21 protein-coding genes and 2 pseudogenes are annotated in these 26064 nt (G+C 45.2%); 10 read left to right on the top strand and 13 right to left on the bottom strand.

Annotation, left to right across the window (positions count from 1 at the left end; all coding sequences use genetic code 11):
• Positions 1-27: 27 nt before the first annotated feature.
• The 3 genes from lysS to brnQ all read right to left on the bottom strand — a co-directional run bounded on the left by lysS (position 28) and on the right by brnQ (position 4142).
• Positions 28-1545 (bottom strand): lysine--tRNA ligase, encoded by a 1518-nt coding sequence (gene lysS / locus BLO31_RS22620; protein ID WP_070972320.1) that lies wholly within the window; start codon positions 1543-1545, stop codon positions 28-30.
• Positions 1546-1577: 32 nt separating this feature from the next.
• Positions 1578-2676, bottom strand: a protein-coding gene (gene prfB / locus BLO31_RS22625; RefSeq protein ID WP_139159098.1) for a peptide chain release factor 2 whose coding sequence is annotated in 2 segments (ribosomal slippage) — positions 1578-2600 and positions 2602-2676 — 1098 coding nt in all. Because the reading frame shifts where the segments join, the coding sequence is not laid out codon by codon here.
• Positions 2677-2834: 158 nt separating this feature from the next.
• Positions 2835-4142, bottom strand: a complete 1308-nt coding sequence (gene brnQ / locus BLO31_RS22630) for a branched-chain amino acid transport system II carrier protein (RefSeq protein WP_070972325.1) — start codon at positions 4140-4142, stop codon at positions 2835-2837.
• Between the two features lie 307 nt (positions 4143-4449).
• Here brnQ and BLO31_RS22635 point away from each other — a divergent pair, with 307 nt between their 5' ends.
• Together BLO31_RS22635 and srmB are read left to right on the top strand one after the other, a co-directional pair.
• Positions 4450-5169 carry a tRNA1(Val) (adenine(37)-N6)-methyltransferase gene (locus BLO31_RS22635; protein ID WP_070972328.1) on the top strand — a complete coding sequence of 240 codons (720 nt, stop codon included), beginning with the start codon at positions 4450-4452 and terminating at the stop codon, positions 5167-5169.
• A 91-nt stretch (positions 5170-5260) separates the two neighbouring features.
• On the top strand, positions 5261-6493 hold the full coding sequence (srmB, locus tag BLO31_RS22640; protein ID WP_070972331.1) for an ATP-dependent RNA helicase SrmB: 1233 nt from the start codon (positions 5261-5263) through the stop codon (positions 6491-6493).
• Positions 6494-6545: 52 nt separating this feature from the next.
• On the opposite strand, the pseudogene prfC reads toward srmB, so the two are convergent.
• Positions 6546-8134, bottom strand: a pseudogene (gene prfC / locus BLO31_RS22645) (peptide chain release factor 3).
• Between the two features lie 254 nt (positions 8135-8388).
• On the opposite strand from prfC, the gene BLO31_RS22650 reads away from it, so the two are divergent.
• Positions 8389-10425 (top strand): putative bifunctional diguanylate cyclase/phosphodiesterase, encoded by a 2037-nt coding sequence (locus BLO31_RS22650; RefSeq protein ID WP_070972333.1) that lies wholly within the window; start codon positions 8389-8391, stop codon positions 10423-10425.
• Positions 10426-10451: 26 nt separating this feature from the next.
• On the opposite strand, the gene rimI is transcribed toward BLO31_RS22650, so the two are convergent.
• The 4 genes from rimI to ubiT all read right to left on the bottom strand — a co-directional run bounded on the left by rimI (position 10452) and on the right by ubiT (position 12506).
• Positions 10452-10901, bottom strand: coding sequence for a ribosomal protein S18-alanine N-acetyltransferase (gene rimI / locus BLO31_RS22655; protein WP_070972336.1), 450 nt, complete (start codon positions 10899-10901; stop codon positions 10452-10454).
• The gene (locus BLO31_RS22660) at positions 10898-11299 is read right to left on the bottom strand and encodes a DNA polymerase III subunit psi (RefSeq protein ID WP_070972339.1); all 402 of its coding nucleotides are present in this window, start codon (positions 11297-11299) and stop codon (positions 10898-10900) included. Before BLO31_RS22660 ends, rimI begins: the two co-directional genes overlap by 4 nt.
• Positions 11300-11395: 96 nt before the next feature.
• Entirely contained in the window at positions 11396-11899 is a 504-nt protein-coding gene (locus BLO31_RS22665; protein ID WP_070972342.1) for a GNAT family N-acetyltransferase, read from the bottom strand.
• Positions 11900-11966: 67 nt separating this feature from the next.
• On the bottom strand, positions 11967-12506 hold the full coding sequence (gene ubiT / locus BLO31_RS22670; RefSeq protein WP_070972345.1) for a ubiquinone anaerobic biosynthesis accessory factor UbiT: 540 nt from the start codon (positions 12504-12506) through the stop codon (positions 11967-11969).
• A gap of 197 nt (positions 12507-12703) precedes the next feature.
• Between ubiT and BLO31_RS22675 the strand changes: the two genes are divergently transcribed.
• From BLO31_RS22675 to BLO31_RS22685, 3 genes are all read left to right on the top strand, one after another.
• Positions 12704-14746: a sensor domain-containing protein gene (locus BLO31_RS22675; protein ID WP_070972348.1), complete on the top strand. Its 2043-nt coding sequence runs from the start codon at positions 12704-12706 to the stop codon at positions 14744-14746.
• A gap of 125 nt (positions 14747-14871) precedes the next feature.
• Positions 14872-15885: a ubiquinone anaerobic biosynthesis protein UbiU gene (gene ubiU, locus BLO31_RS22680; RefSeq protein ID WP_070972350.1), complete on the top strand. Its 1014-nt coding sequence runs from the start codon at positions 14872-14874 to the stop codon at positions 15883-15885.
• Between the two features lie 12 nt (positions 15886-15897).
• The gene (locus BLO31_RS22685; RefSeq protein ID WP_070972353.1) at positions 15898-16770 is read left to right on the top strand and encodes a U32 family peptidase; all 873 of its coding nucleotides are present in this window, start codon (positions 15898-15900) and stop codon (positions 16768-16770) included.
• A 33-nt stretch (positions 16771-16803) separates the two neighbouring features.
• Here the strand turns inward: BLO31_RS22685 and BLO31_RS22690 are convergent, their stop codons facing one another.
• From BLO31_RS22690 to rpsO, 5 genes are all read right to left on the bottom strand, one after another.
• Positions 16804-18135 carry an MATE family efflux transporter gene (locus tag BLO31_RS22690; RefSeq protein ID WP_070972356.1) on the bottom strand — a complete coding sequence of 444 codons (1332 nt, stop codon included), beginning with the start codon at positions 18133-18135 and terminating at the stop codon, positions 16804-16806.
• Between the two features lie 63 nt (positions 18136-18198).
• Positions 18199-18609: a MarR family winged helix-turn-helix transcriptional regulator gene (locus BLO31_RS22695; protein ID WP_070972359.1), complete on the bottom strand. Its 411-nt coding sequence runs from the start codon at positions 18607-18609 to the stop codon at positions 18199-18201.
• Between the two features lie 106 nt (positions 18610-18715).
• Positions 18716-19648 (bottom strand): lipoprotein NlpI, encoded by a 933-nt coding sequence (gene nlpI, locus BLO31_RS22700; protein WP_070972362.1) that lies wholly within the window; start codon positions 19646-19648, stop codon positions 18716-18718.
• A 112-nt stretch (positions 19649-19760) separates the two neighbouring features.
• Positions 19761-21896 (bottom strand): polyribonucleotide nucleotidyltransferase, encoded by a 2136-nt coding sequence (pnp, locus tag BLO31_RS22705; protein WP_070972364.1) that lies wholly within the window; start codon positions 21894-21896, stop codon positions 19761-19763.
• 277 nt (positions 21897-22173) lie between these two features.
• Positions 22174-22443 (bottom strand): 30S ribosomal protein S15, encoded by a 270-nt coding sequence (gene rpsO, locus BLO31_RS22710; protein ID WP_070972367.1) that lies wholly within the window; start codon positions 22441-22443, stop codon positions 22174-22176.
• Positions 22444-22709: 266 nt separating this feature from the next.
• On the opposite strand from rpsO, the gene mtnN reads away from it, so the two are divergent.
• From mtnN to BLO31_RS22730, 4 genes and pseudogenes are all read left to right on the top strand, one after another.
• Entirely contained in the window at positions 22710-23405 is a 696-nt protein-coding gene (gene mtnN / locus BLO31_RS22715; protein ID WP_070972370.1) for a 5'-methylthioadenosine/S-adenosylhomocysteine nucleosidase, read from the top strand.
• Positions 23406-23418: 13 nt separating this feature from the next.
• Positions 23419-24372, top strand: a complete 954-nt coding sequence (locus tag BLO31_RS22720; RefSeq protein ID WP_070972374.1) for a cobalamin biosynthesis family protein — start codon at positions 23419-23421, stop codon at positions 24370-24372.
• Positions 24373-25205 (top strand): annotated as a pseudogene (gene btuF / locus BLO31_RS22725) (vitamin B12 ABC transporter substrate-binding protein BtuF).
• A gap of 232 nt (positions 25206-25437) precedes the next feature.
• Positions 25438-26058 (top strand): TRIC cation channel family protein, encoded by a 621-nt coding sequence (locus BLO31_RS22730; protein ID WP_070972377.1) that lies wholly within the window; start codon positions 25438-25440, stop codon positions 26056-26058.
• Positions 26059-26064 lie beyond the last annotated feature (6 nt).

The following is a 26064-nucleotide window of genomic DNA, read 5'->3' on the forward strand; positions in this document are numbered from 1 at the left end:
AGGTGGTTTTTCTATCTAGTGCCAAGCTTATGCTTGAGGACGCATCGCTGGGAATAAGATAACGTCGCGGATGGTATGTGTGTTGGTAAACAACATAGCTAAGCGGTCGATTCCGATACCTTGACCTGCTGTTGGTGGCAGACCGTGTTCCAATGCTGTGATGTAATCGGCATCGTAGTACATCGCTTCATCGTCACCCGCGTCTTTTGCTTCAACCTGAGCTTTAAAGCGAGCGTCTTGATCTTCCGCATCATTAAGCTCAGAGAAACCATTTGCTACTTCACGCCCACCGATAAAGAACTCAAAGCGGTCAGTGAAGAACGGGTTGTCATCACTGCGACGAGCAAGAGGCGAGATGTCCGCCGGATAACCTGTAATAAAGGTAGGTTGGATCAGTTGCGGCTCAGCCGTTTCACCGAAGATTTCTTCCAATAGCTGACCACAAGTCCAGAAGTCTTCTACGTCCACGTGAACAGATTTCGCAATAGATACCATAAGGTCGCGATTGGTCAAATCAGATTCAGTTAACGCTTGAATTTGCTCGTGATTTGGATTGTAGTGTTTGATAGCCTCGAACATACTCATTCGCGCATAAGTACCGCCAAACTCAACGGTTTCTTCACCGTAAGGCATTGATGTAGAACCTAGTACATCCATCGCTACCGTGCTCAACATTTCCTCTGTTAGATCCATCAGATCTTTGTAGTCAGCGTAAGCTTGGTAGAACTCCATCATGGTGAATTCTGGGTTGTGGCGAGGAGACAAACCTTCGTTGCGGAAGTTGCGGTTGATTTCAAAAACGCGATCAAAACCACCTACCACTAGACGCTTTAGGTATAGCTCTGGGGCAACACGTAGGTACATATCGATGTCTAGCGCATTGTGGTGAGTGATAAATGGACGAGCCGTCGCTCCGCCAGGGATCACGTGCATCATTGGAGTTTCAACTTCTAGGTAACCTTTAGAGCTCATAAAGTTACGGATAGAAGAAACCAGCTTTGAGCGAACGATAAATGCTTGGCGTGAATCTTCGTTAACAATTAGGTCAACATAACGCTGACGGTAACGCATCTCTTGGTCAGTAAGACCGTGGAATTTTTCTGGAAGCGGACGCAGAGCTTTGGTTAGCAACTCGTACTCTTCCATGTTCACGTAGAGATCGCCCTTACCAGACTTGTGCAGAGCACCTTTAACCCCAACGATATCACCGATGTCTAAACCTTGATATTGCTCTTTAAGTTGCTTCTGTACGTCTTTCGCAGCGTAAGCTTGAATACGACCAGAAGTTTCTTGAATCACAAGGAATGGACCGCGTTTAGCCATAATACGGCCAGCAATTGCCACTACGTGATTCAGTTCTTCAAGCTCTTCTTTGCTCTTTTCACCGAACTCTTTTTGCAAGTCGCCAGCTAGGCTATCGCGACGGAAGTCATTTGGGTGGCCGTTAGCTTTACAAGTCTTGCGAATCTCATCCAGTTTCGCGCGTCGTTCAGCAATTAGCTTGTTTTCTTCTTGTAAATTTTCGTTTTGAACAGCATCAGTCATTTTCGATGTATCCTGTTTTGTCGGTGAAAAGCTTAAAGGCCTGATTTCAGGCTGGCTTCAATAAATTTGTCTAGGTCGCCGTCCAGTACGGCTTGGGTGTTGCGATTTTCCACCCCAGTGCGCAGATCTTTAATGCGAGAGTCGTCTAATACATAGGAGCGAATCTGGCTGCCCCAACCAATGTCAGACTTCGCGTCTTCATTAGCTTGCTTCTCGGCATTCTGCTTTTGCAGTTCAAGTTCAAACAGCTTTGCTCTTAGCTGTTTCATTGCCTGATCTTTGTTCTTGTGTTGAGAACGGTCATTCTGACACTGAACCACTGTATTAGTCGGAAGGTGGGTAATACGTACCGCAGATTCCGTGGTGTTAACGTGCTGACCACCTGCACCAGATGCGCGATACACATCGATGCGAAGATCTGCTGGGTTAATGTCGATATCAATATTCTCATCAATCTCTGGGTAAACAAACGCAGATGAGAAAGAAGTGTGTCTACGGCCACCTGAATCAAATGGCGATTTGCGTACCAAGCGGTGTACACCCGTTTCAGTGCGCAACCAACCGTAAGCGTACTCTCCGGAGATGCGAACAGTTGCCGATTTAAGACCCGCAACTTCGCCTTCTGATACTTCGATAACTTCCGCTTTAAAGCCTTTCGCTTCTGCCCAGCGAAGGTACATGCGCAGAAGCATGTTCGTCCAGTCCTGCGCTTCAGTACCGCCCGAACCTGCTTGTAAGTCTACGTAACAATCCGACGAGTCATGGTCACCAGCAAACATGCGACGGAACTCAAGCTTAGAGAGTTTCTCTTCTAGCTCAACCAGCTCAGGTTCAATTTCGTCGAAAGTCTCTTGGTCTTCTTCTTCTATTGCTAACTCAAGTAGACCTTCCACGTCTTCCACGCCTTGGTCTAAGTGATCAATAGTTTCAACAACCGCTTCTAATGATGCTCTTTCCTTGCCCAGCGCTTGTGCGCGGTCAGGTTCGTTCCAAACATCTGGTTGTTCTAATTCTGCGTTTACTTCTTCTAGACGCTCGCGTTTCGCGTCGTAGTCAAAGATACCCCCTCAGGACATTCGTGCGCTCTGACACATCCTGAAGACGGTTTTTAATTGGATTGATTTCAAACATGTTTGCTCAACATTTAGGATAGATTTTGACCGAAGAATTCTACTTAAAAATGTGATGAAGATACAGGAAAATTTTTAGTCTATTCATCTAGCCCAGAAACAAAACATCCCTCTTCCGCCAAGGGCTGAAGAGGGATGATAAAGCAGATTAATCGACAGTTATGCGGTTTCTTCTGCTAGCGTTTTACTTTTGCCAATAAACATCATGCAAACCGTAGCGACAAACGTAGGCAGAGCCCAGCCCATACCAACGCTGAATAGTGGTAGGCTATCGAATGCTGATACATCAATTCCAGAGATTTTGGCAGCGTCGATCAATGCGAATAGCAAAGCGATAGAAATCACCACTCGGTATGCCAAACAAGGGTTTGGCAACATCTTGCGAACAAAAGTCAACGCGACCAACGCAATCGCCACAGGATACAGCGCAAAAAGAACTGGTATTGAGAAGGCGATAAGTTGAGAAAGACCTACGTTAGCAACAATTGCGCATGCAACGCCGTTGATCACAACCCAAGCTTTGTAAGAAACAGGGGTTAATGTGCTGAAGTAGTCAGAACACGCTGAAATCAAGCCAATTGCCGTTGTTAAGCACGCCAATATTACGATCACTGAAAGCACGACTTGGCCGTAAGGGCCAAATAGAGATTGAACGTAAAGGCTCAGTACTGCACCACCATTATCGGCACCACCAGCAACTGCGGCACTAGTCGCACCAAGATAGAAGAGTGATACGTAAACAAACGCCAAGCCAAGCGCAGCGATACAAGCTGCACTGATCAGGTATTTAGTCGTTGCTTTTTGCTCAGTGATACCCTTGCTGCGCAAAGCATCCACCATCAACATACCAAACATTAGCGCACCAAAGGTATCCATAGTGTTGTAACCTTCGAGGAAACCTTTAGTCAGAGGTTGTGTGAGGTAATCACCTTGAGGAGCAATCATTTCGCCTTGAGGATCGATAAACACCGCAAGTGCAAGAACAATCAAGCCAATAAACAATACTGGTGTTAGAAACTTACCAATAACGTCGATAAGTTTGCCTTGAGACCAAGCAAAAAACATAGCCACAATAAAGAACAAAACTGAGAACACCGTTAAGTGCATTTGCTGGGCATCTGCAAAAAATGGTTTAACCGCCATTTCATACGCAACCAAACCGGTACGTGGTGCAGCGAATGCAGGACCGATAATAATGAAAATGAGCACTGCCATGATCATCGCTGCTTTTTTAGGAAGATCTTGTGTTAAATGGTCCCAAGATCCGCCAGATACCGCGATAGCAATAATGGTAGCTAAAGGAAGACCTACCGCAGTAAATAGAAAACCAATCATAGCTGGAAGCAAGTTATCACCTGCCAATTGACCTGCTAGAGGTGGGAAAATGATGTTACCAGCGCCCAAAAAGAACGCAAAAAGCATAAAGCCTACAGCAATAATATCTGTTAGTTTTAATGTCTGCTTCACGGATAACCCTTATTTATATTTGAATGGATGTTGTGAGTGCTAAGTGATCGAAAATCGTCACTTAATCTATAAAAATAGGCGCGAATAATGACGAATTACTCATCTATCCGCAAGTATCACAAAAAAAACACCATATAAATTTACAAAACAAGCGATATCATAGTTATTTAAACCACCACTATTAAATAAATCAGTGTTATCAACTACAAAAACAGACATACAACTGACCAACATTTAGAACAAAACACTAAACATTGAATTAACAGCAACACCATAAACTAACAAAGATCGAAATAACAACACAATCATGAAAGAGAATATAAGGCGAACTAAAGGCTTTGATTTTAAACAGTTCTCCATAAGCGAAAGCTATGCGGGTATGCCAGTCAGTACAGATGGCGTTTTGCTAGGTGCATGGTGTCAACTGACCCAAATGGGAAGAGTACTGGATATTGGAACCGGTACAGGGTTACTCGCACTGATGGCAGCTCAACGCGAGCAAAACGCACAAATTGACGCCATTGATATCGACCAGTTTTCTATTCAAGCTGCAACCAAAAATATCGAACAATCACCTTGGTCTAAACGAATTAAGATTTTTCACACCGATCTTTGCAAGTTTAGCCCCAACGCACTATATGACTCTATCGTTTGCAACCCGCCCTATTTTAACTCCGGTGAAACCGCAAAATCAGACCAAAGAGCCAAAGCTAGGCATACCGATACCCTTCCTCATCACACACTTATTGAACGGTGTAGTCAGTTACTCACTGAATCAGGGAGCGCCTCTTTTGTCTTGCCCGTTCCTGAAGGTGAAACTTTTATTCGCTTATGTGAAAACGCGGGGTTACATCTACAGAGAAGGTGCGACGTCCAACCCAATGAAGTAAAACAGGCAAATAGGTTACTGTTTCAAGTGGGGAAATCGGAAGTAACGCCAAAAGAGGAAACGCTAATCATTAGACAAAATGGACAATACAGCCAAGCATTTGTCCATCTAACTAACGCCTTTTATCTAAAGATGTAGAAAATAAGGTGTGATCCAAGTCATCGAACACCTTATACTGTGCCCCCTTTTGAAAATATCCGGGCTACTTTTCGCCAGTGGAGAACAAATAGTGATTAAAAATTTCGCCGAATTAGAGTTAGATGACAACTTGCTTAGCGCCATTGAAGAAATGGGATTTAGCAGACCGACAATGATTCAAGCTCAAGCCATTCCACAGGCTTTAGATGGCAGAGACATCCTCGCAAGTGCACCAACGGGTACAGGTAAAACCGCCGCTTTTGCTTTACCTGCTTTGCAATACTTGCAAGATTTTCCGCGCCGTAAACCTGGACCAGCACGTATTTTGATCCTTACGCCGACGCGCGAACTGGCAATGCAAGTTGCCGATCAAGCACGAGCACTGGCGAAGAATACCAAGCTTAAAGTTTTCACTATTACTGGTGGTGTTCAATACCAAGAACACGCCGACATTTTGGCAAACACACAAGATATTGTCGTCGCTACACCAGGCCGCTTAATGGAGTACATTGAAGCAGAGCGCTTTGATTGCCGTGCCATTGAATGGCTTATTCTCGATGAAGCAGACCGAATGTTAGACATGGGATTTGGCCCTGTCGTGGATCGCCTTTCTTCTGAGTGTCGTTGGAGAAAGCAGACCTTGCTCTTCTCTGCAACACTTGAAGGCAAAGGGGTTGAAGGCTTTACGGCTGATCTGCTTAAAGATCCAGCAGAGATTGATGCAGAGCCCTCACGCCGCGAAAGAAAAAAGATCACTCAGTGGTATCATCGCGCAGACACAATGGAACACAAACTGGCTCTGCTTAAAACCATAGTGACTGAGCAAGCTGAACGATCCATTGTTTTTGTTAAAACTCGCGAGCGACTGGCCGAACTTAGAATCGAACTGGAAAAAGCGCAAATCCCTTGTAGTTGGATACAAGGTGAAATGCCGCAAGACCGTCGCAACAATGCCATTACTCGCTTCCGAGACGGTAGTGTCAATATTCTACTGGCCACGGATGTCGCTGCCCGTGGTATCGATCTTCCCGACGTCAGTCACGTCATAAACTACGATATGCCACGTAGCGCAGACGTTTATCTTCACCGCATTGGTCGTACCGCTAGAGCAGGTAAAAAAGGCAATGCCGTCTCTATCGTAGAAGCACACGATCAGCCGATGCTAGATAGAGTGGCTCGTTATACCAAAGAAGAAATTAAAGAACGCTTTGTCAATGGCCTTCGTCCTAAACACAAAAAACCTGTGTTTAAGAAGAAAAAGAAAAAAGAAGGCAAGAAAAAAAGCCCAGCTCCAAAAAAGAAATCTTCGGGTAAAAAGAAGTAGAGACCAAAAAAAAGGCCGATAACAATCGGCCTTTTTAGTGTCTTGCAAAAAATTAGTGCTCGCGAGTTGCTCTAAAGTCGACTTCAGGAAAACGCTCCTGAGCTAAGTTTAGGTTGACCATAGTCGGTGCGATATAAGTTAAATTGTCACCGCCATCCAGAGCGAGGTTTGTTTGATTCTTGCGTTGGAACTCATCCAGCTTTTTACCGTCTGAACACTCAACCCAGCGCGCCGTTGCCACGTTTACGCTTTCGTAAATCGCTTCTACGTTGTATTCCGCTTTTAGTCGAGCCACAACAACATCAAACTGAAGGACACCCACCGCGCCTACAATCAAATCGTTGTTTTGCAGCGGACGGAACACTTGCACCGCACCTTCTTCTGAAAGCTGAACAAGGCCTTTAAGCAATTGCTTCTGCTTGAGTGGATCTTTCAAGCGGATTCGACGGAAGAGTTCTGGTGCAAAGTTAGGAATACCCGAGAACTTCAGGCTCTCACCTTGTGTGAAGGTATCACCAATCTGAATAGTACCGTGGTTGTGTAGACCAATAATATCACCCGCGTAGGCATTTTCTGCACGAGAGCGGTCACCAGCCATAAAGGTCACTGCGTCCGAAATGCTCACTTGTTTGCCCAAACGCACATGATTCATCTTCATACCTTGTGTATAGGTACCCGATACAATACGCATAAATGCAATTCGGTCACGGTGTTTGGGATCCATGTTGGCTTGAATTTTGAACACGAAACCAGAGAACTTCTCTTCTTGTGCTTCCACTTCTCGCTCATTTGCTTGGCGAGGCATTGGCTGCGGAGCCACTTAGTCAAACCATCTAACATGTGGTCAACACCAAAGTTACCCAGTGCCGTACCAAAGAATACTGGTGTTAGCTCACCACTTAAAAACAGCTCTTGGTCAAACTCGTGAGAAGCCCCAATCACTAACTCTAGTTCTTCTCTTAACTGCTCAGCTAGCTCATCGCCAACGGCTTCATTCAGTTCAGGGTTATCCAGCCCTTTGATAATTTGGCTTTCTTGAATCGTGTGCCCTTGACCGGTGGAATACAAAATACTCTCGTCGCGGTGAATGTGATACACGCCTTTGAACTCTTTGCCGCAACCAATTGGCCACGATACAGGAGCACAAGCCATATTGAGCTCGCTTTCTACTTCGTCCAACAGCTCCATTGGATCGCGAATATCACGGTCCAGTTTGTTCATAAAGGTAACGATTGGAGTATCGCGCAATCGAGTCACTTCCATAAGCTTACGCGTGCGATCCTCTACACCTTTCGCCGCATCGATCACCATCAAACAGGAGTCAACAGCGGTCAAGGTACGATAAGTATCTTCAGAAAAGTCTTCGTGTCCTGGTGTATCTAATAGGTTTACCAAGCAGTCGTTGTACGGGAACTGCATCACGGACGTCGTTACCGAGATACCACGTTCTTTTTCCATTTCCATCCAGTCGGATTTTGCATGCTGGTTAGAGCCACGCCCTTTTACCGTACCCGCAGTTTGAATTGCGCGTCCGAACAAAAGTACTTTTTCGGTAATCGTCGTTTTACCCGCATCCGGGTGAGAGATGATAGCGAAAGTTCGACGCTTCGATACTTCGCCTAAAAAGTTGCTATTAGCCATGGAATGGGTCTTCTTGGTTTTAAAGCTGACAAGCCAGAAACCTATCAGTTTAATATCAGATTCAATAATGCGCGGTATTCTCGCTTATATTGCGTTTTGGAGCAACCTTAGCCAGATGAAGAAAAAAACAACTTGCTCAAAAAAAAGATGTCACCTTGTTAGATTTGGCATCATAATGACGAAAAGCCGTTACAGATTAAAATATCAATAAATATGGACTATAACTAAAGGAGTAGTTCAGACCTTGAAGCCCTATGCCGAATACAAAACAAATTAACTCTTTGGCATTTCGCCAAGCAAAGACAGTCTTTCTAGTGTCCGTCATACTAGGGCTGTGCTTTAGCTTTTATCACATTCTGGTGGATGTCCATCAGGAGCAACGACGCATTGAAGAACACTACCAATTCAAACTATTGCAAAACTACTCCAATGCCAGCCAAGCGGCATATCACCTAAATCAGTTATTAGCCGAGCAAGTTGCCTCTAGTTTAATGACAGACCCTGCGATTTATCGCGTAGAAATTATTGATGATTTTGGCGATCGGCTAACGCAAAGGGAGAAGAGCATTTCATTGCAAGGTACGTTTACAGAAGCCTTGTCTAGCTACTTAACTCCATCTTCACCGATTTATCAAACTGAACTTCATCAACCTAATTCCAATGTAGTTGTCGGTACTCTGAGTTTTTCTGTCAACGGGGCAAATATCGCAAAGGAGTTTATTTCCAAGACCAGCAAAATCATTCTGTTTGATTTGATACGAAATGTTTTGCTTACTTCCATTTTATTGATCTTTTTCTACTACAAACTTTCAAAGCCCTTAGTAACGCTTATCGACTGGGTGCGTTCACTGCAAAACAAACAGACCGCGCAGCTCCCAGCACTGGCTCGAAATCACGATGACGAACTTGGGCACTTAGCTAACACCTTCCACAACCTTTGGAAAGACAGAGAAGCGGCCGAAGCCAAACTAAATCAACTGGCCTACTACGATACGTTAACAGGCTTAGCGAACAGAAGCTTACTGTTACAGATGCTGGGCAAGGCAATTGATTCTGCAAACCAGTCTAAGACCTCCGGAGCGCTTTTCTATATGGACTTAGACAGGTTTAAAACCATCAATGATTCTCTGGGACACACCATAGGTGATCACTTAATAAAAGCTATCGCCATGCGGATGGAAGCGTGGCTGAAAGAAGACTACATTGCCGCGCGAATCGGGGGCGATGAATTTGCACTCTTGCTGCCATATTTACCCACTGAAAAAGTACACGATGTGGCTCAACAGCTGTTAGCTTTAATTTCTAATCCCTATTCTATTGATGACCACCAGCTCTATTGCACTGTCAGTGTCGGTATTGCGACTTTCCCATCCGTTGGCTGCAACAATATAGATGTACTCAGACAAGCAGACACGGCGCTTTACCGCGCCAAAGTCGCGGGTCGCAACAAGTACATGTTCTATGAACCAGAAATGCAAGCTCAGGTGGATTCATTTTTAGAAATAGAAAAAGGTCTTCACGAGGCCATCAATAAAGAGCAGCTAGAGCTCTATTATCAGCCTCAGGTCAACGAACATCATCAAATCGTGGGAGTCGAGGCACTTATCCGTTGGAATCACCCACAAAGAGGACTACTGCCACCGGGTGTATTTATGCCGATTGCAGAGGAGACGGGACAGATCCTTCAAATTGGCGATTGGATAATTGAGCAAGCGTGTTATCAATATTCCCGATGGCAACAGCAAGGGGTACTGCCAGAAAGTTTCCGTCGTTTGGCAATTAACATTAGTCCGTTGCAGTTTTCTCAACACACTTTTGTCGAACACGTATATCACGTGTTAACTCAAGCGGGGATCAGCGGTGAGCATATCGAGTTGGAGATAACCGAAAACTTGCTGTTAGAAAACGTCGACGCTGCAGTTCAAAAGATGGCAGAGCTCAAAGAGCACGAGATCAAAATTTCGATCGACGACTTCGGAACCGGTTATTCATCCCTGCGTTATTTAAAACACCTTTCGGTAGATGTACTAAAAATCGACCGTTCGTTTGTGACTCAGCTTCATATGGATGAAAGTGACCAAGCGATAGTCGATACCATTATCATGACGGCCCGTCGTTTAAACTTAGAAGTTATCGCCGAAGGAGTGGAGGACTGCCATGAACTCAACGCGCTGAAGAAGATGGGGTGCGATCAGTTCCAAGGGTACTTGTTCGATAAGCCTCTTCCAGCCGCCGAGCTAACGGAGCGATTTGAACAAAACTTCTACCTATTGAAGGGGCACCAGTGGTAAAGGTGATTCACAACAAGCAGTAGGGATTATTCGAAGTAACTGCAGGTCATGATAACGGCGTTCTCTTTGCCGTTTTCAGTGGGATAGTAGTTTACTCGTACATCTATCTGATTGAATCCACACGACTCATAAAGCGCAATCGCCCTGCGGTTACTCTCTCTCACTTCCAACCAAGCGCTTTCCGCATCGGCCTGCTGACACATAGCCAAAAAGGCCTCCATCAGCTTATGCCCATATCCGCTCCCCTGATAAGAGGGGGAAACAGCAATATTCAGCAACGTCACCTCTCCGACGATATTTTGGGCATAGAAGTAACCTATCACTTGCTCATCTAACAACAAGACTCGGTGGCAAGCTCCCCTGCTATCTAGTTGAGACAACAAGTGACGAGACCACGGATGGCTATGAGCCGCGTTTTCAATCTCAACAATACTTGTAAGATGAGCTTCTAAAGTGTTGGTTATTGTTAGATTCATAGCTTTGCTCTGATCTGTTGCCATAGCGCTCGCTTCTCTTGCTGATTATTAGCTAATTCGGTCAGAGAAGGAGAAGAGACGAGATGCGTAGTAAAAGGCAACTCGACACTTTCACAACCACAAAACCAAACCCAAGAAAGGCTCGGTTCGGCGATTTGCGACAGTTGCTCAGGCGCAATCACACGAACTTGAGGCAGTGTCAAAGCCATCGCTTTAACAATATTATCTAACAGAGGAACAGTATCGCCTTGGGGAGCAGCGGGGGTCACAAGTAAGAGCTCACACTCACTATCGAGTTCAATCTTAGCTTGCTGATAGCCTTCTAATCTTTGAGGATGAATCAATTGATAACAATCGATCCCCATTTCATTTAGATAGGTAGAATCTCGGTTAGACATAAAAACACATCACAGTTAGAACTTGAGTAATGCTAACAAAGTCGTGTCTTTGCTGCTACGGATAAATCGCTCCGCAACAGCACGGCAGACGCGGTATTACAGTTGGTCAAACTCAGGGCAGTAGCCAATGCGGCCTTTAACACCATCCAAGTTCGCGCCCGTTAGATCGACAACTTGGAAAATCCCTTCAGGCAACGACCATTTGGTATCCAATTGATACGCACTAGCAGATTCAAATCCAAATCGTCCATAGTAAGCAGGATCGCCAACAACCACGCAAACCGGATATCCAAACTCACGCAGTGAAGCAAAACCTTCTTCTATCAGTTTTTGTCCTATGCCTTTATTGCGGTACTCTTCTTTCACGGCAAGTGGCGCAAGGCCTTGCCAACTGGTTTCTTCACCGTTAAGCGTCACCGGGCTAAACATAACGTGCCCAATCACTTCGCCCTCATCAGTACAAGCCACTAAAGACAAAGTGAGATTTCCATTCTCTCGCAGACGCATCACTAGCTCTGCTTCAGCTTCAGTTTCAAAAGCAGACTTAACCAGTTGGTCAATGACCAAAATATCAGCCGGCGCTTCAGTTCGTAATAGCATTTACAACCTCATTATCTGTTTGAGAGGAATTGTATATAAGTTGTTGCCTTTAAGCTACGCTTGCGTCCTAGCTCTCAGAAAGTGCGACTCTATTTGTCTCTGATGGAATTATCTCAGGAGTTTCGGTTAATCCTTTTTGGACAAAATCAGCAAGTTGGTCAAGTAATACCTTAAGCGCTTTAGGCAAAACGTCTAGGTCTACGCTGTCCATCAAGTTCTTAACTTCTAAGCCGAGTTCCGTATCCCCTTCGATAGAAAGACGGCGCTGGAAAAATAGCGTATCGGGATCTTCTTTGCGGCCTGCAATCAACACCAAATCATTTAAGTTACCACTGAATGAAACATCTTCAACTTGAGGTCGTTCTGCTACCACTAGCTTTTCATCTTGATAGCTGATATACCACCTTAGTTGCATATCTTTCACTTCAATTTTCAACCACTTGTCTTCAAGAAACTCAAAGTCGCCATCCTCTAATGCCTCTGAGAACACGGTTTTCAGTCCTTCCAACAAGGCTTTTTTTTGAACAAACTGAGGCAATAAGTGGACTGGAGGTCTCAAAATTGATGCCGCGTTTTCAACTAATTGATTGCGTATCTTGTTAATCACGAGCGTTATCCGTTAATTTGTACACAGAATTGCTCATCATACGGAAAGTGATAAGAGTGAACCCTGTTGTGCATCAATAAACCTTTAGATGCCTTCAAGCCTTTTATCTATCTGCAATCGCAGTTATAGTTAGTGCATTACATGCCCTAAATTCGCTTCCAGTTGATATTGCTTCTTGAAGACTTGGTAGAACTTTGATGCCTTCACAATCACTACAGCGCTGGTTTGCAAAAATGACGGCTAAAAGCCCATTCTTTTTTGCAATCTTAGATGACCAACACAACTATATCGTGGTCAATGAACGCTATTGTGATGTAGCAGGACTCACTGCCAATGAACTTATCGGTATGAACGATAGCCAAGTGTTTGGCGAGCACTATTACCATCACCTCAAACCTTATTATCACCGAGCTTTTGAAGGTGAAAACATTGAAGCGGAAATTACGCTCAATGAAATCGATCTCGAAACGAGCCTGCACTTTTCCGTCTCTTCCATTGACGATGACAACAACACTCGACACATCGTATTCCAAGCCGTAGACACTTCAGAAAAGCAGCTTTTAACCCGCTCTTTAGAAGAGTCTGAAGGCAAGTATTCTACGCTGGCAAAACTCTTGCCCGATGGATTAATGCTGATTGAAGATGACTACATCTTGTCCGCAAATCCATCTGCGGTCCGATTGCTGGGGTTTGAGTCAGTGGGCGATCTGCTAGGTGAAGAGATGTCGAGCCTGTTTATCGATGAAAACTCTAAACTGGTTTTTGAAGATACCTTAAGCGAACAGCTCACCAAGGCACCGCTGGTTTGCTTAACGGGCCCTAAGTGTGGTTTTGAAAGGAAGGTACGCCTTCACGCTCACGATACCCAAAATTTGGGTAATAGAAGCCAATTGCTGCTGATTCAAGACGCTGACGACGCCCCAAAACCACTTTCGGAAAAAGCCACTCAAGAAGATGCGCATATCGATTCGTTGACCGGGCATTACAATCGCCACGGGTTCACCAAGCGACTAGAGCAGTTGATACACAACGAAACCCCGCTATTGCTGCTCTATCTGGATATCGATAACTTCAAAAACATCAATGATTCATTGGGCCACCACATTGGTGACAAAGTGATCAAAGAAGTCTCTTCAAGGCTAAAACGCCTATTACCGCCCAGAGCAGTACTGGGGCATTTGGGTGGTGATGAGTTTGGGTTGATCCTTCCTGAACCAGATAACACGCGTATGGCGGAAATGTTATCCGACCGTATTATTTCACTGATCAATCAGCCTTTTGATCTTCACCATTTCAGCAAGCGTCTCGCGTGCTCTATCGGCAGTGTCACTTATCCCGGGGACGGCAACGACGCCAGAATACTACTGCAAAACGCCGATACCGCAATGTATGAGGCCAAAGACCGCGGCCGAAATCGTTTGATTAAATTTAACGATCAAATGAACAAAGAAGCACGTATGCGTTTGTGGCTTGAGATAGAACTGCAAAAAGCCTTACAGCAAAACGGTCTAGAAGTCTGGTATCAACCAAAAGTAAACGCGCGCGACTTTAGTATCAACGGCGCCGAAGCTCTGATCCGTTGGAAACACCCAGTGGAAGGTTATATCAGCCCAGGGGCCTTTATTCCCGTCGCAGAAAAGGCCGGTTTGATTGAGCACCTTGGTCGCGTAGTGATGCGAGAGGTTTTTGCTACAGTGAAACGCTGGAAACTCCAAGGTATCCTACCAGGTAGAGTGGCGATTAACCTATCACCAGAACAGTTTGGTAATCCAAAGCTTATCGACTACATGGAAAAGCTATTGAGAACCACTGAACTCGACCCTTCCTGTATTACCTTCGAGTTAACAGAAAGTGCAGTGATGAGTGATAGTGACCACACTATTCAAATGCTCAACGCCATTAAAAAGCTGGGCTTCTCCCTTTCTATCGATGATTTTGGAACTGGTTATTCATCGCTTTCCTACTTAGCTCGCTTTCCTATTGATGAGCTTAAAATAGATCGCGCATTTATCACGGATATCGACACCTTGCCAAAACAGGTGACCGTGATTGAAAACATCATCAATTTGGGTAAATCTCTTAACATTAGCGTCGTTGCCGAAGGGGTGGAAACTCAGCAGCAAGCCACTTTGCTGTCAAACCTCAACTGCCACTCTATTCAAGGCTTCCATTTCTATCGTCCACAGCCCAAACAAGACGTAGAAGAGCTGTTTGCCCAAAACCGTCGTCACAAAGCCTGATCAACCAATCACAGCGCATTACAACCCTGTTATATCTAACCGAAACCTGCCTCACATCAATTCAGTCGTTCACAATTGTTCATAAAATGCAGAACAATTTTGACAATAATAAATGGTAACGCGCAATGGAACTACTTTGCCCTGCTGGTAACTTACCTGCGTTAAAAACCGCGATTGATTGTGGCGCAGATGCTGTGTATATCGGCTTTAAAGACGATACCAATGCTCGCCACTTTGCTGGACTTAATTTCACTGGAAAAAAACTCGATAAAGCCGTTCAATACGTGCACGATAAAAACAAAAAGCTACACGTGGCACTCAATACCTTTGCCCATCCAGACGGGTTTGAACGCTGGACGCAAGCTGTCGACCGCGCCGCTGATTTGGGGATAGATGCTCTAATCGTCGCAGATATCGCTGTACTGGAATACGCCAGTAACCGCTACCCAGATTTAGAACTTCACTTGTCGGTACAAGCTTCGGCGACAAACGCCGCTGCGGTCGACTTTTACTATCAGAACTTCAATGTCAAACGCGTGGTCTTGCCACGGGTGCTCTCTATTCACCAAGTAAAGCAGTTATCTCGAAATATACCTCAAGGCGTTGAGCTCGAAGTCTTCGCTTTTGGCAGTCTTTGCATAATGGCGGAAGGACGATGCTACCTCTCTTCGTATATGACAGGTGAATCTCCTAATACCGTCGGCGCGTGTTCTCCTGCCAAATTTGTACGTTGGCAAGAAACCGAGCAAGGGCTTGAATCTAGGCTTAACGATATACTTATCGATCGATACCAACATGGAGAAAATGCAGGTTACCCAACCTTGTGTAAAGGCCGCTTTATTGCGGAAATCGACGATAGCAAAAAACGCTATCACGCACTAGAAGAGCCCACCAGCCTTAATACGTTATCCCTATTGCCCGAGCTATTCGCCGCTAATGTCGCATCGGTAAAAATCGAAGGTCGTCAACGCAGCCCTGCCTATGTCGAACAAGTTACCCGCACTTGGCGCGCCGCTATCGATCGCTATCAAGCCTCTCCACAACAGTACTCGGTGGAACCAGCTTGGGATCAAGCTTTAGCCAATGTGTCTGAAGGCACGCAAACGACTCTCGGTGCTTATCACCGCAAATGGCAATAAAGGAATAACAGCATGAAATACGCATTGGGCCCCCTGCTTTATTTCTGGCCAAAGCAAGATGTGGAAAAGTTTTATCAACAAGCAAGCGAAAGCAGCGCGGAGATTGTTTATCTCGGGGAAAGTGTTTGCTCTAAACGCAGAGAACTCAAGCCCGCTCATTGGATGGCAATCGCTAAAGAGCTAGCCGCTTCGGGTAAGCAAGTGGTGTTATCGACCATGGCGCTATTGGAAGCACCAAGTGAAGTCAACGTGATGAAGAAGTACATAGATAACGGTGACTTTGCCATTGAAGCGAATGACGTTTCAGCCATTCAGCTCGCCAGTGACAAACGCGTCCCCTTTGTTGTTGGTCCCGCAGTGAACACTTACAATGCCCACACTTTGAAGCTGTTTGCCAATAAAGGGATGATCCGCTGGTGTATGCCTGTAGAGCTTTCCCGCGATTGGTTAGTTAAGACTTTAGAGCAATGTGACACATTGGGTATTCGAAAACAGTTTGATATTGAAGTCTTTAGCCATGGATATTTACCCTTGGCTTATTCCGCTCGCTGCTTTACAGCGCGCGCAGAAAACAAAGCTAAAGATGACTGCGAAACCTGTTGTATTAAATACCCCACTGGTATCCAAGTCAGTAGCCAAGAAGGGCAAGAAGTATTTAACCTAAACGGCATCCAAACTCAGTCCGGTTACTGTTACAACCTGATCAACGATCTTCCTTCCATGAAAGAGCTTGTCGATGTCGTTCGTCTCAGCCCACTTGGCTTAGAAACGTTCCAACACTTAGAGCAGTTTAGAGCCAACGAGCACGGGCAAAGCCCACGTATCGAACTAGACAGACAGTGTAACGGATACTGGCACCGAGTCGCTGGTTTAGAAATCAAATAGAATGAAGGGTTGCCATTGGCAACCCTTACTTTTTTAAGATGGCTGTAATTGAAGTGCCCGATGCTTTTTAGCATCACGAGCCATCATAACTAGAACCACTAAAGTTAAGGCTATATTTGATAATGGATACGCAATCCAAATCCCCGTGACACCAAATAACTGCGGCATGATGTAAAGAAATGGCAGTTGAACCAACATGTTACCGATACTGACAAACAGTGCTTTTCTACCCAACCCAATTGCCTGATAGTAAGCAGCAGCAACAACTAAGAACCCATCGAGAAACAAAGCAAACATATGCAATCGTATTGCCGTGACCGTCCCTGCAAGAAGTTCAGGATCGGAAGAGTTAAACACAGAGACGAGTTCAACAGGAAATAGGTTCAAGGTAACTATAAATGCGATGCCTAACCCCACTACACTTCCCATCGACAGTTTTAGTAGCTTAGAGACATTTTCGTTGTTTTTGGCACCATATTGATAGCTAATAAGAGGCTGAGCGCCGCTTGCTACCCCCTCTGCAACAAAATAGTAAACGGTGACTATGTACCCCAAGATAGCATAGGCACCAACCAACACTGTGCTGCCGTACTTCACCAACAAAGCGTTGTGTATCCCTACCATTACCGAACCGTAGGCATACATAAAAAAGCTAGCTAAACCGATGGAAAATATTTGCGGTATTGCAGATAGCTTAAAACGCAGGTCTTGAGTCCCTAAACGTTCATTAGCGAGAGGAGAGAAAAAGTAACCAACCCCCAACAACATAACCACACATTGTGAAATTGCTGTCGCCAGTGCAGCTCCGCGCAGCTCCCATTGCCATACGCCGATAAAAAGATAATCCAAAACAATGTTTAATACGGCTCCGACAATCATCAACAGGGTCGCAAGGTTTGGGCTGTTGTCATTTCTAAGCAGGAAAGGAACCGCAATAGAGCCCAGTGTAAACACACTGGCAAAGGTCAGTATTTCCAGATACTGCTGACCCAGTTCGAACACTCTACCCTGCCCGTTTTGCCAACCTAAAAAGGTTTCATTTCCGAAATAGAGTATACCGGATACGACAGGGGCAACGAGAAGCAAAACCATAATACCACTGGCCAATATTTGGCGAGCTAGCGTCGGTTTTTTCTCTCCTTGCTTTATTGAAACCAGCGCTCCCGTACCCACACCGATCATCATACCGACACCGAGAACCGTTGCGATAACTGGCCATGCTAAGTTAATACCAGCCAATCCATCAGCACCGACGTAGCGCCCAATAAAAATACCATCAACCACCTGATATAAACCGCTCACTAACATGGCAGCGACGGTCGGTATGGTGTAGTCGAAAAACTGTCTTGTTATCGATTTTTTCATTAATTTCACTCAAGTTTAGTTAGCAAGGCTAACTATTAAATCAAATAAAGAGTCGGGCCATTCCTATCGAAGTGCTTTTGCCAGCAACGCGCTGAGTATATCGCTCTCTTCCACGGTCAAAGAGCGAGAAACTTGCTGCGCAATTTCTCGATAAACTATCGCTTCAACTTCGAGAACTTCAAGCGTATGTTCCGTCACTTTTATCCGTTTAGAACGCGCATCTTCAGAACACTCCACTCGTGTTACTAGACCTTTTTTTTCCAGCCTTTTCACCATATTGCTCGCCGAGGGCTTAGACACTCGCATTTCATCGGCTAAATCCGTTAGCCTCAAAGGCTCTTTGGCAAGTTGTATCACTTTTAAATAATCGTACTCATTAAAACTAAGCTGAGAAATAGGGTCTTGATTTGCGTACTTTCGCCACGTTTTTGCAGAGAAGCGTTCGAGCATTTCCAAACTGGTATCTAACGACATAAATCACCTATTTTGTTAGCCAAGCTAACTATATTAGCAATTTGAGTCTAATCTGCAATAAAAAAACCGCTGCGATGCAGCGGTCTTTTAGCTATTCATCCATTGGCTATTGGTTTATCACTTCTTTACCTTCCGCTCTCGCCTTGGCTAAATACTCTTCTCTGTATTGTTGAATGATATTGTTTAACTCTATATATGCGTAGCGATGTTCAACGTACTCGTAAACATTAAATGAAATTGCCAATTTATACATTGCAACGGCACGGGCGTAATCCCCTTCATTCTGAAGTCGTTTACCTAGATAAAAGTACGCTTCAGTCAGTCTCTCAGCCTGAAGGTTATTGTCCCCTCGCGCGCCATTTTGAATTGCCACAAGCGCTTGTTGGTCACTGACTTCGCCAAGAATAATCCCCGCTAGTATCCAGCTCCATTTATCGTCTCGATTGTGGTAACGTGCCAGTAACTCTTCTCTCGCCAGCTCTGGCTCTAGTTCAGATTGAACGATATACAACCAAAGCGAACGAAAGGGATCGCTTGGATCTTCATCAAAATGCTCACGCATATCGTCAACCGCTAATTGATAACGCTCACCGTAATACAGTGCGACCGCTCGATTGCGAACCGCATAAGTATTACTAGGATCGAGCTCTAAGGTTGAATCAAAAGCATCGTAGGCCGAATCAAAGTCGCCACTTTCAGTAAAATAGACCCCTAAGAGGTTGAACAAATCTGGTTGGGAAGGGTTTAGTGCTAAGGATTGCTCGTAATCTAGTCGAGCGAGACTTCTCAAACCAACATTGTCATAGTAGTTACCGCGCTTTTGCAGTAAATCGGCTCTGGCATCGTCAGAGAGATCTGCTCGTTGTAAAAGTTGACTGAGGCGAACAATTTGAAACTCTTCTTGAAACGTTACCTGAACAGGCACGGCCATTGGTGGGAGTACCCATTGCTTACCGTCTGGAGATGAGGAGGACGTAGAAGAACACCCTGACGCAAGCAAAAGGGCAGCTAAAAGCGCTGCGGATTGAAACCATTTCACTAAACAATACTCCTGTCTGCTGTTTGCATTTGGCCAATGTAGCATCCACAAAAAAAGGGAGCGTTAGCTCCCTTTATAACACGGTTTCGGTCTGTAAAGCGAATCTTGAAGGTTATTCAGCTTCTGGCGCTTTAGGCGCTTCTGCTTGCTCTTCAGCTGGCTTTTCTACCGCTTCTTTCATGCTCAGACGAACACGGCCTTGGCGGTCAATTTCCAGTACTTTCACTTTTACTTCTTGGCCTTCAGTTAGGTAATCCGATACTTTCTCTACTCGCTTGTCTGCGATTTGAGAAATGTGTACTAGACCGTCTTTACCTGGAAGAACCGTTACAAACGCACCGAAGTCCGCTAGACGAGCTACTTTACCAGTATAGATCTTACCTACTTCAACTTCAGCAGTGATCGCTTCGATACGGCTGATTGCATCTTTCGCCTGATCGCCGTCAGTCGCCGCAATCTTGATTGTACCGTCGTCTTCAATTTCGATAGTTGTACCAGTTTCTTCCGTTAGCTGACGGATAACTGCACCACCTTTACCGATAACGTCTTTGATCTTGTCTGCGCTGATCTTCATTGTGTGGATACGCGGAGCAAACTCAGAGATATCTTCACGAGCACCAGAAATCGCTTCATCCATAACAGAAAGGATGTGCTTACGCGCGCCTTGTGCTTGGTTTAGAGCGATCTGCATGATCTCTTTAGTAATACCTTCGATCTTGATGTCCATTTGAAGAGCAGTGATACCTTCGTTTGTACCTGCTACTTTAAAGTCCATATCGCCTAGGTGGTCTTCGTCACCAAGGATGTCAGAAAGAACAACAAAATCGTCGCCTTCTTTCACTAGACCCATTGCAATACCTGCAACAGACGACTTGATTGGAACACCAGCATCCATAAGTGCTAGAGATGTACCACAAACAGAAGCCATTGAAGATGAACCGTTAGATTCAGTGATTTCAGAAACCACGCGAACCGTGTAAGGGAATTCATCTACAGAAGGCATTACTGCAGCAATACCACGCTTAGCAAGTTTACCGTGGCCGATTTCACGACGCTTAGGAGAACCTACAAAACCCGTTTCGCCTACACAGTACGGAGGGAAGTTGTAGTGCAGTAGGAAGTGATCTTTCTTCTCACCAGTTAGTTCATCGATGATTTGCGCGTCACGCTGAGTACCTAGAGTCGCTGTCACTAGCGCCTGAGTTTCACCGCGAGTAAATAGTGAAGAACCGTGCGTACGTGGAAGAACGCCAGTGCGTACGTCTAGCGCACGAACCATATCTTTCTCACGACCATCGATACGAGGGTTGCCAGCGATAATGCTGCGACGTACCACTGTCTTCTCTAGATCGTGGAAGATTGTGTGAATTTCTTTAGTGTTTGCTTCTGGGTCTTCAGCAAGTAGCACTTCGTTAACTTCAGCAGCGATCTCGTGGATGCGGTCGTAACGAGCCATCTTTTCTGTGATTTGGTAAGCTTCAACTAGTTTAGCTTCTGCCAGTTCAGCAATCTTAGCGTTTAGTTCAGTGTTCTCTGCTGGAGCAACCCAATCCCACGCTGGAGTAGCAACTTCAGCTTTAAACTCGTTAATTGCAGAGATAACCGCTTGTTGTTGGTCGTGACCGTAAACAACTGCAGATAGCATCTCTTCTTCAGTTAGGTTATCTGCTTCAGATTCAACCATAAGAACTGCAGATTCAGTACCAGCAACAACTAGATCTAGTTTTGAGCTTTCTAGCTCAGCGTTGCTTGGGTTAAGTACTAGTTGACCATCAATATGACCAACGCGAGCTGCACCAATAGGACCATTGAATGGGATACCAGAAATAGCAAGCGCTGCAGACGTACCAATCATAGTTGGAATATCTGGTTGAACTTCTGGGTTAACAGAAACTACAGTAGCGATAACTTGTACTTCGTTTTTGAATGCGTCTGGGAATAGAGGACGGATAGGACGGTCAATCAGACGAGCGGTTAGCGTTTCGCCTTCTGAAGGACGACCTTCGCGCTTAAAGAAACCACCAGGGATTTTACCCGCTGCGTAAGTACGCTCTTGGTAGTTTACCGTTAGTGGGAAGAAGTCTTGACCTTCTACCGCTTCTTTTTTACCTACAACAGAAACAAATACAGCAGTGTCATCCATAGTGACCATAACTGCGGCTGTCGCTTGACGTGCAATCACGCCAGTTTCCAGAGTAACGGTGTGGTTGCCGTACTGGAAAGTTTTAACAACTGGTTTTTCGAACATGTGTAATCCTTGCTCTGAACTTTTTGTTCAGATTGATTTAAAGGTTACTCAATGCATTACGAATCGCGACTAGCCAAAACAGGCTCGTAAACCAGTTTTTGATAGTCGCGACCACTTGGTCGACTCGGTTGACTGTAACACATAGAGTAAATGTAAACGCCTCACTGGAGGCGAGCCGTCGCTAGTATAACGGCATATTCTGAGTTTGGCTAAGTTTAGGCAACAAAAAAGGGGCTTACGCCCCTTTTTTGAACAAACCGTTCTATGCAGTCACTGATTAGCGACGTAGGCCTAGACGTTTGATTAGGTCTTGGTAACGCTCTAGGTTTTTACCTTTTAGGTAATCTAGAAGCTTACGACGACGAGAAACCATACGTAGAAGACCACGACGGCTGTGGTGATCGCCTTTGTGTGCTTTGAAGTGACCTTGTAGGTGGTTGATAGAAGCAGTTAGTAGTGCTACTTGTACTTCTGGTGAACCAGTGTCGCCTTCGCCTTGTGCGTATTCTGCAACGATTGCTGCTTTAGTTTCTGCATTCAGAGACATAATTCTCTCCTAATAAGAGTTGAGTTTAAATTTGCGCCAGCCAATCTCTGATTCAGCCGACACGAGGAGCGCGAATTATAGGTAAAACCCCTTCTCGACGCAATAAGTATTTACTCACCTCACCATGACGTTGTAATAAAATACTTTTTTTCACTTCGATCCGAGGTCGTTTACTGATAAAAGGTTCGCTCTTTTAATGTGAAATAATGATTTCATGGTAGACTCAACAACAGTGTAAACACCTTAATTAAACAACGGGTAGCAAGATGAAAATCGGTATTATCGGCGCGATGGCGCAAGAAGTAGAAATCCTAAAAAACGCATTGCAAGATAGCCAACAGGTATCAAAAGCTGGATGTACTTTTTTTACAGGTAAACTCGATGGTGTAGACGTCGTATTGCTGCAATCGGGTATCGGTAAAGTGGCGGCGGCGATTGGTACCGCTATCCTTCTTGACGAGCATCAACCTGACTTTGTCATCAATACTGGTTCTGCTGGGGGTTTTGAACCAAGTCTAAATCTGGGCGACGTTGTTATTTCTACGGAAGTTCGTCATCACGATGCGGACGTCACTGCTTTCGGTTATGAAATTGGCCAAATGGCCGGACAACCAGCGGCTTTCAGCGCTGACTCTAAATTGATGGACACGGCTGAACAAGCACTCGCTCAAATGGAAGACCAACACGCAGTGCGCGGTTTAATTTGTACGGGTGATGCCTTTGTTTGTACCGCAGAGCGCCAAGCATTTATCCGCGAGCACTTCCCGAACGTTATCGCCGTAGAAATGGAAGCTTCTGCCATCGCTCAAACCTGTCACCAGTTCAATGTACCTTTTGTAGTAGTACGCGCTATCTCTGATGTGGCTGATAAAGAGTCGCCAATGAGTTTTGAAGAGTTTTTGCCACTCGCAGCACAAAGCTCTTCAGAAATGGTCGTAAAAATGGTTTCCCTACTGAAATAAGGGTACGGGCTTCATGGAAGAACTATTTGCCCAAGTCTATAGCAATGGCGCTCTCCTCATTATGTGGGGAGCGCTACTCGTTCACTTAATACTGCCTTTTCCCAGAGAGGCTCACCCGGTGACTTTGTGGCACAAGTTTGCAGAGTTGCTAGCAGAAAAAGTAAATCTCTCCCATAGCCACTCACAAAGCATTATTTCAGGAACACTGGCATGGCTGCTGATGTTAGTGCCCAGTCTATTGGTTCTTCTAGCGCTTAAACCTTTGGTTTGGAAGGTTGAGTTTTTCGAAATGGCGCTTTTACTACTCGCGATAGATTGGAGAAATACCGATACCTTTTCGCGTCGGTTTACTCAAGCTATGGCGAGAGAAGATAAAGAGAGTGCACGCCAATTACTCTCGCCTTTCGTCAATCGTTCAACAGATTCACTATCGCTTTTGGGGTTGGGAAAAGCGGGCGCTGAAACGTTAATAATGGCCTATGGCCGAAATGTTGTTTGCGTACTGTTTTGGTACGCCATTGGCGGCGGTATTGCTGCGTTTATCTACCGCTTAACGATGGAACTGGCACGGGCTTGGTCGCCATCACGGCAGAAGTTTTACCCGTTTGGATTACCGGTAGTAAAAACCGTCGCTATGATGGAATTTGTGCCAATGAGAATATTTAGCCTATTTATTATGATTGGCAGTCGGGCAGCTTCCGCGTGGCAACTCATTCGCCAACAAGCGGCCTCTTGGCCATTGCCGGGTCCCGCATGGCTTTTAGTCGCAGTCGGTGCCAAGTTAGAGCTCTCTTTAGGCGGCCCTGCTATGTATCATAAGAAAAAGTCAGTCCGTGTAAAAATCGGTGGTCGCATCGCACCAGCAGCAATCCATCTGTCTCAAATCAATAGCATGTTGATAAAACGTATGTCTGCGTGGATATTGATTCAAAGCCTCTTGTTACTCGCTATTTATCAAGGAATTTAAATGCGATACCTACTTTTAGTTTTTCTCTTTTCCACATTTGTCATTCATGCAAAACCGGTGGAAAGGGTCATCGCTTTAGCCCCGTCAGCAACCGAAATCGCATACTCTGCTGGACTCGGTGATAAGTTGGTCGCGGTGAGCGACCGAAGCGACTACCCTCCTCAAGTACAAGAGCTAGAAAAGGTTGCCAACTATCAAGGCATTAAGCTTGAGAGAATCATCGCCTTACAGCCTGATTTAATCATCGCTTGGCCGTCGGGAAACCCGCCGAGAGAGTTGGAAAAGCTCGCTCAGTTTGGATTTGAGATCTACTACACCAAAACTCTCACCCTTGAAAACATCGCGACTAACATTGAAGAGCTAAGCCAATATTCACAAGATCCAAGTGTTGGCATAAAAGCCGCCAATGACTTTAGACAAGCGCTGGTATCCCTAAAGGAAAAATACAGTGTCGACCAGCCGGTAAGCTACTTTTACCAACTAAGTCAACATCCGGTCATTAGTGTTGCTCAAGGGAAGTGGCCAAGTGAAGTATTTGATTTCTGTGGCGGTAACAACGTATTTAAAGACAGTTCAGCCCCTATCCTCAGGTGAGTATCGAGCAAGTCGTTTTGCGTAATCCCGATGTCATTTTCACTTCTCAGCACGCAATTGAAGACGGTTCGATGTGGCAATCGTGGCAGCGAGAACTCAATGCTGTAAAAAATAACCACGTTTGGTCACTGGACTCCGATTGGTTAAACCGCCCAACCACGAGAACGATAAGAGCGATTACACAGGTTTGTGATTACTTCGAACAAGTCAGGGATAGCAAATCCAGCAAGAAAAACTAAGATTGCCCTTCAAGGGAGGCTCCTTTGTTATCGCGACTCGCCTCTCTTCCTCTTTTGGCAACGGCTTTTCCTTAGAAAATTAGCTTAGGTAATTTGACTTCATATTTCTTGGGTCGCGATATAGTTTCCCGTACAATACCTCCACTTCAATCCTTTCGCTTTTATTTCCCGCGAAATCTAAGTGTCTGAGATCCCAACGCATTGTTATTTAACTTTAAGAGACTCTAGTATCATGGATTCCATGCTGCTTTACATAACAGACCTTTTTGGCACTGCAATTTTTGCTATTTCTGGTGTCCTTTTAGCGGGACGACTAAAAATGGATCCCTTTGGTGTGATGGTTTTGGGTAGTGTTACCGCGATTGGCGGTGGCACAATTCGCGACATGGCGCTTGGCGCCACTCCCGTGTTTTGGATCACCGACACCAACTACTTATGGGTGATCTTTACCACTTGTGTGTTGACCATGTTGATTGTCAGACGTCCAAAACGCCTACCATGGTGGGTATTGCCCGTATGTGATGCTATCGGCTTAGCTGTCTTTGTTGGCATTGGCGTCGAAAAGGCGTTGAGCTATCAAGATTCTGCGATGGTCGCTGTCATTATGGGGATAATTACTGGCTGCGGAGGAGGTATTATTCGCGATGTATTGGCCAGAGAAGTTCCTATGGTGCTTAGAAGTGAAGTTTATGCCACTGCATGTTTGATAGGTGGTGTCGTCCATACTTGTGCATTGAACTTTGGCTACGATAATTCCAATGCCTTTATCGCTGGGATCATTTCCACTCTCTTTATCCGTTTAGGGGCCATTCGTTGGCACCTCTCATTACCTACCTTTGCTTTAAATAAGTAGGGTTTA

The organism is Vibrio sonorensis, assembly GCF_001854765.1.
Classification (GTDB): domain Bacteria; phylum Pseudomonadota; class Gammaproteobacteria; order Enterobacterales; family Vibrionaceae; genus Vibrio; species Vibrio sonorensis.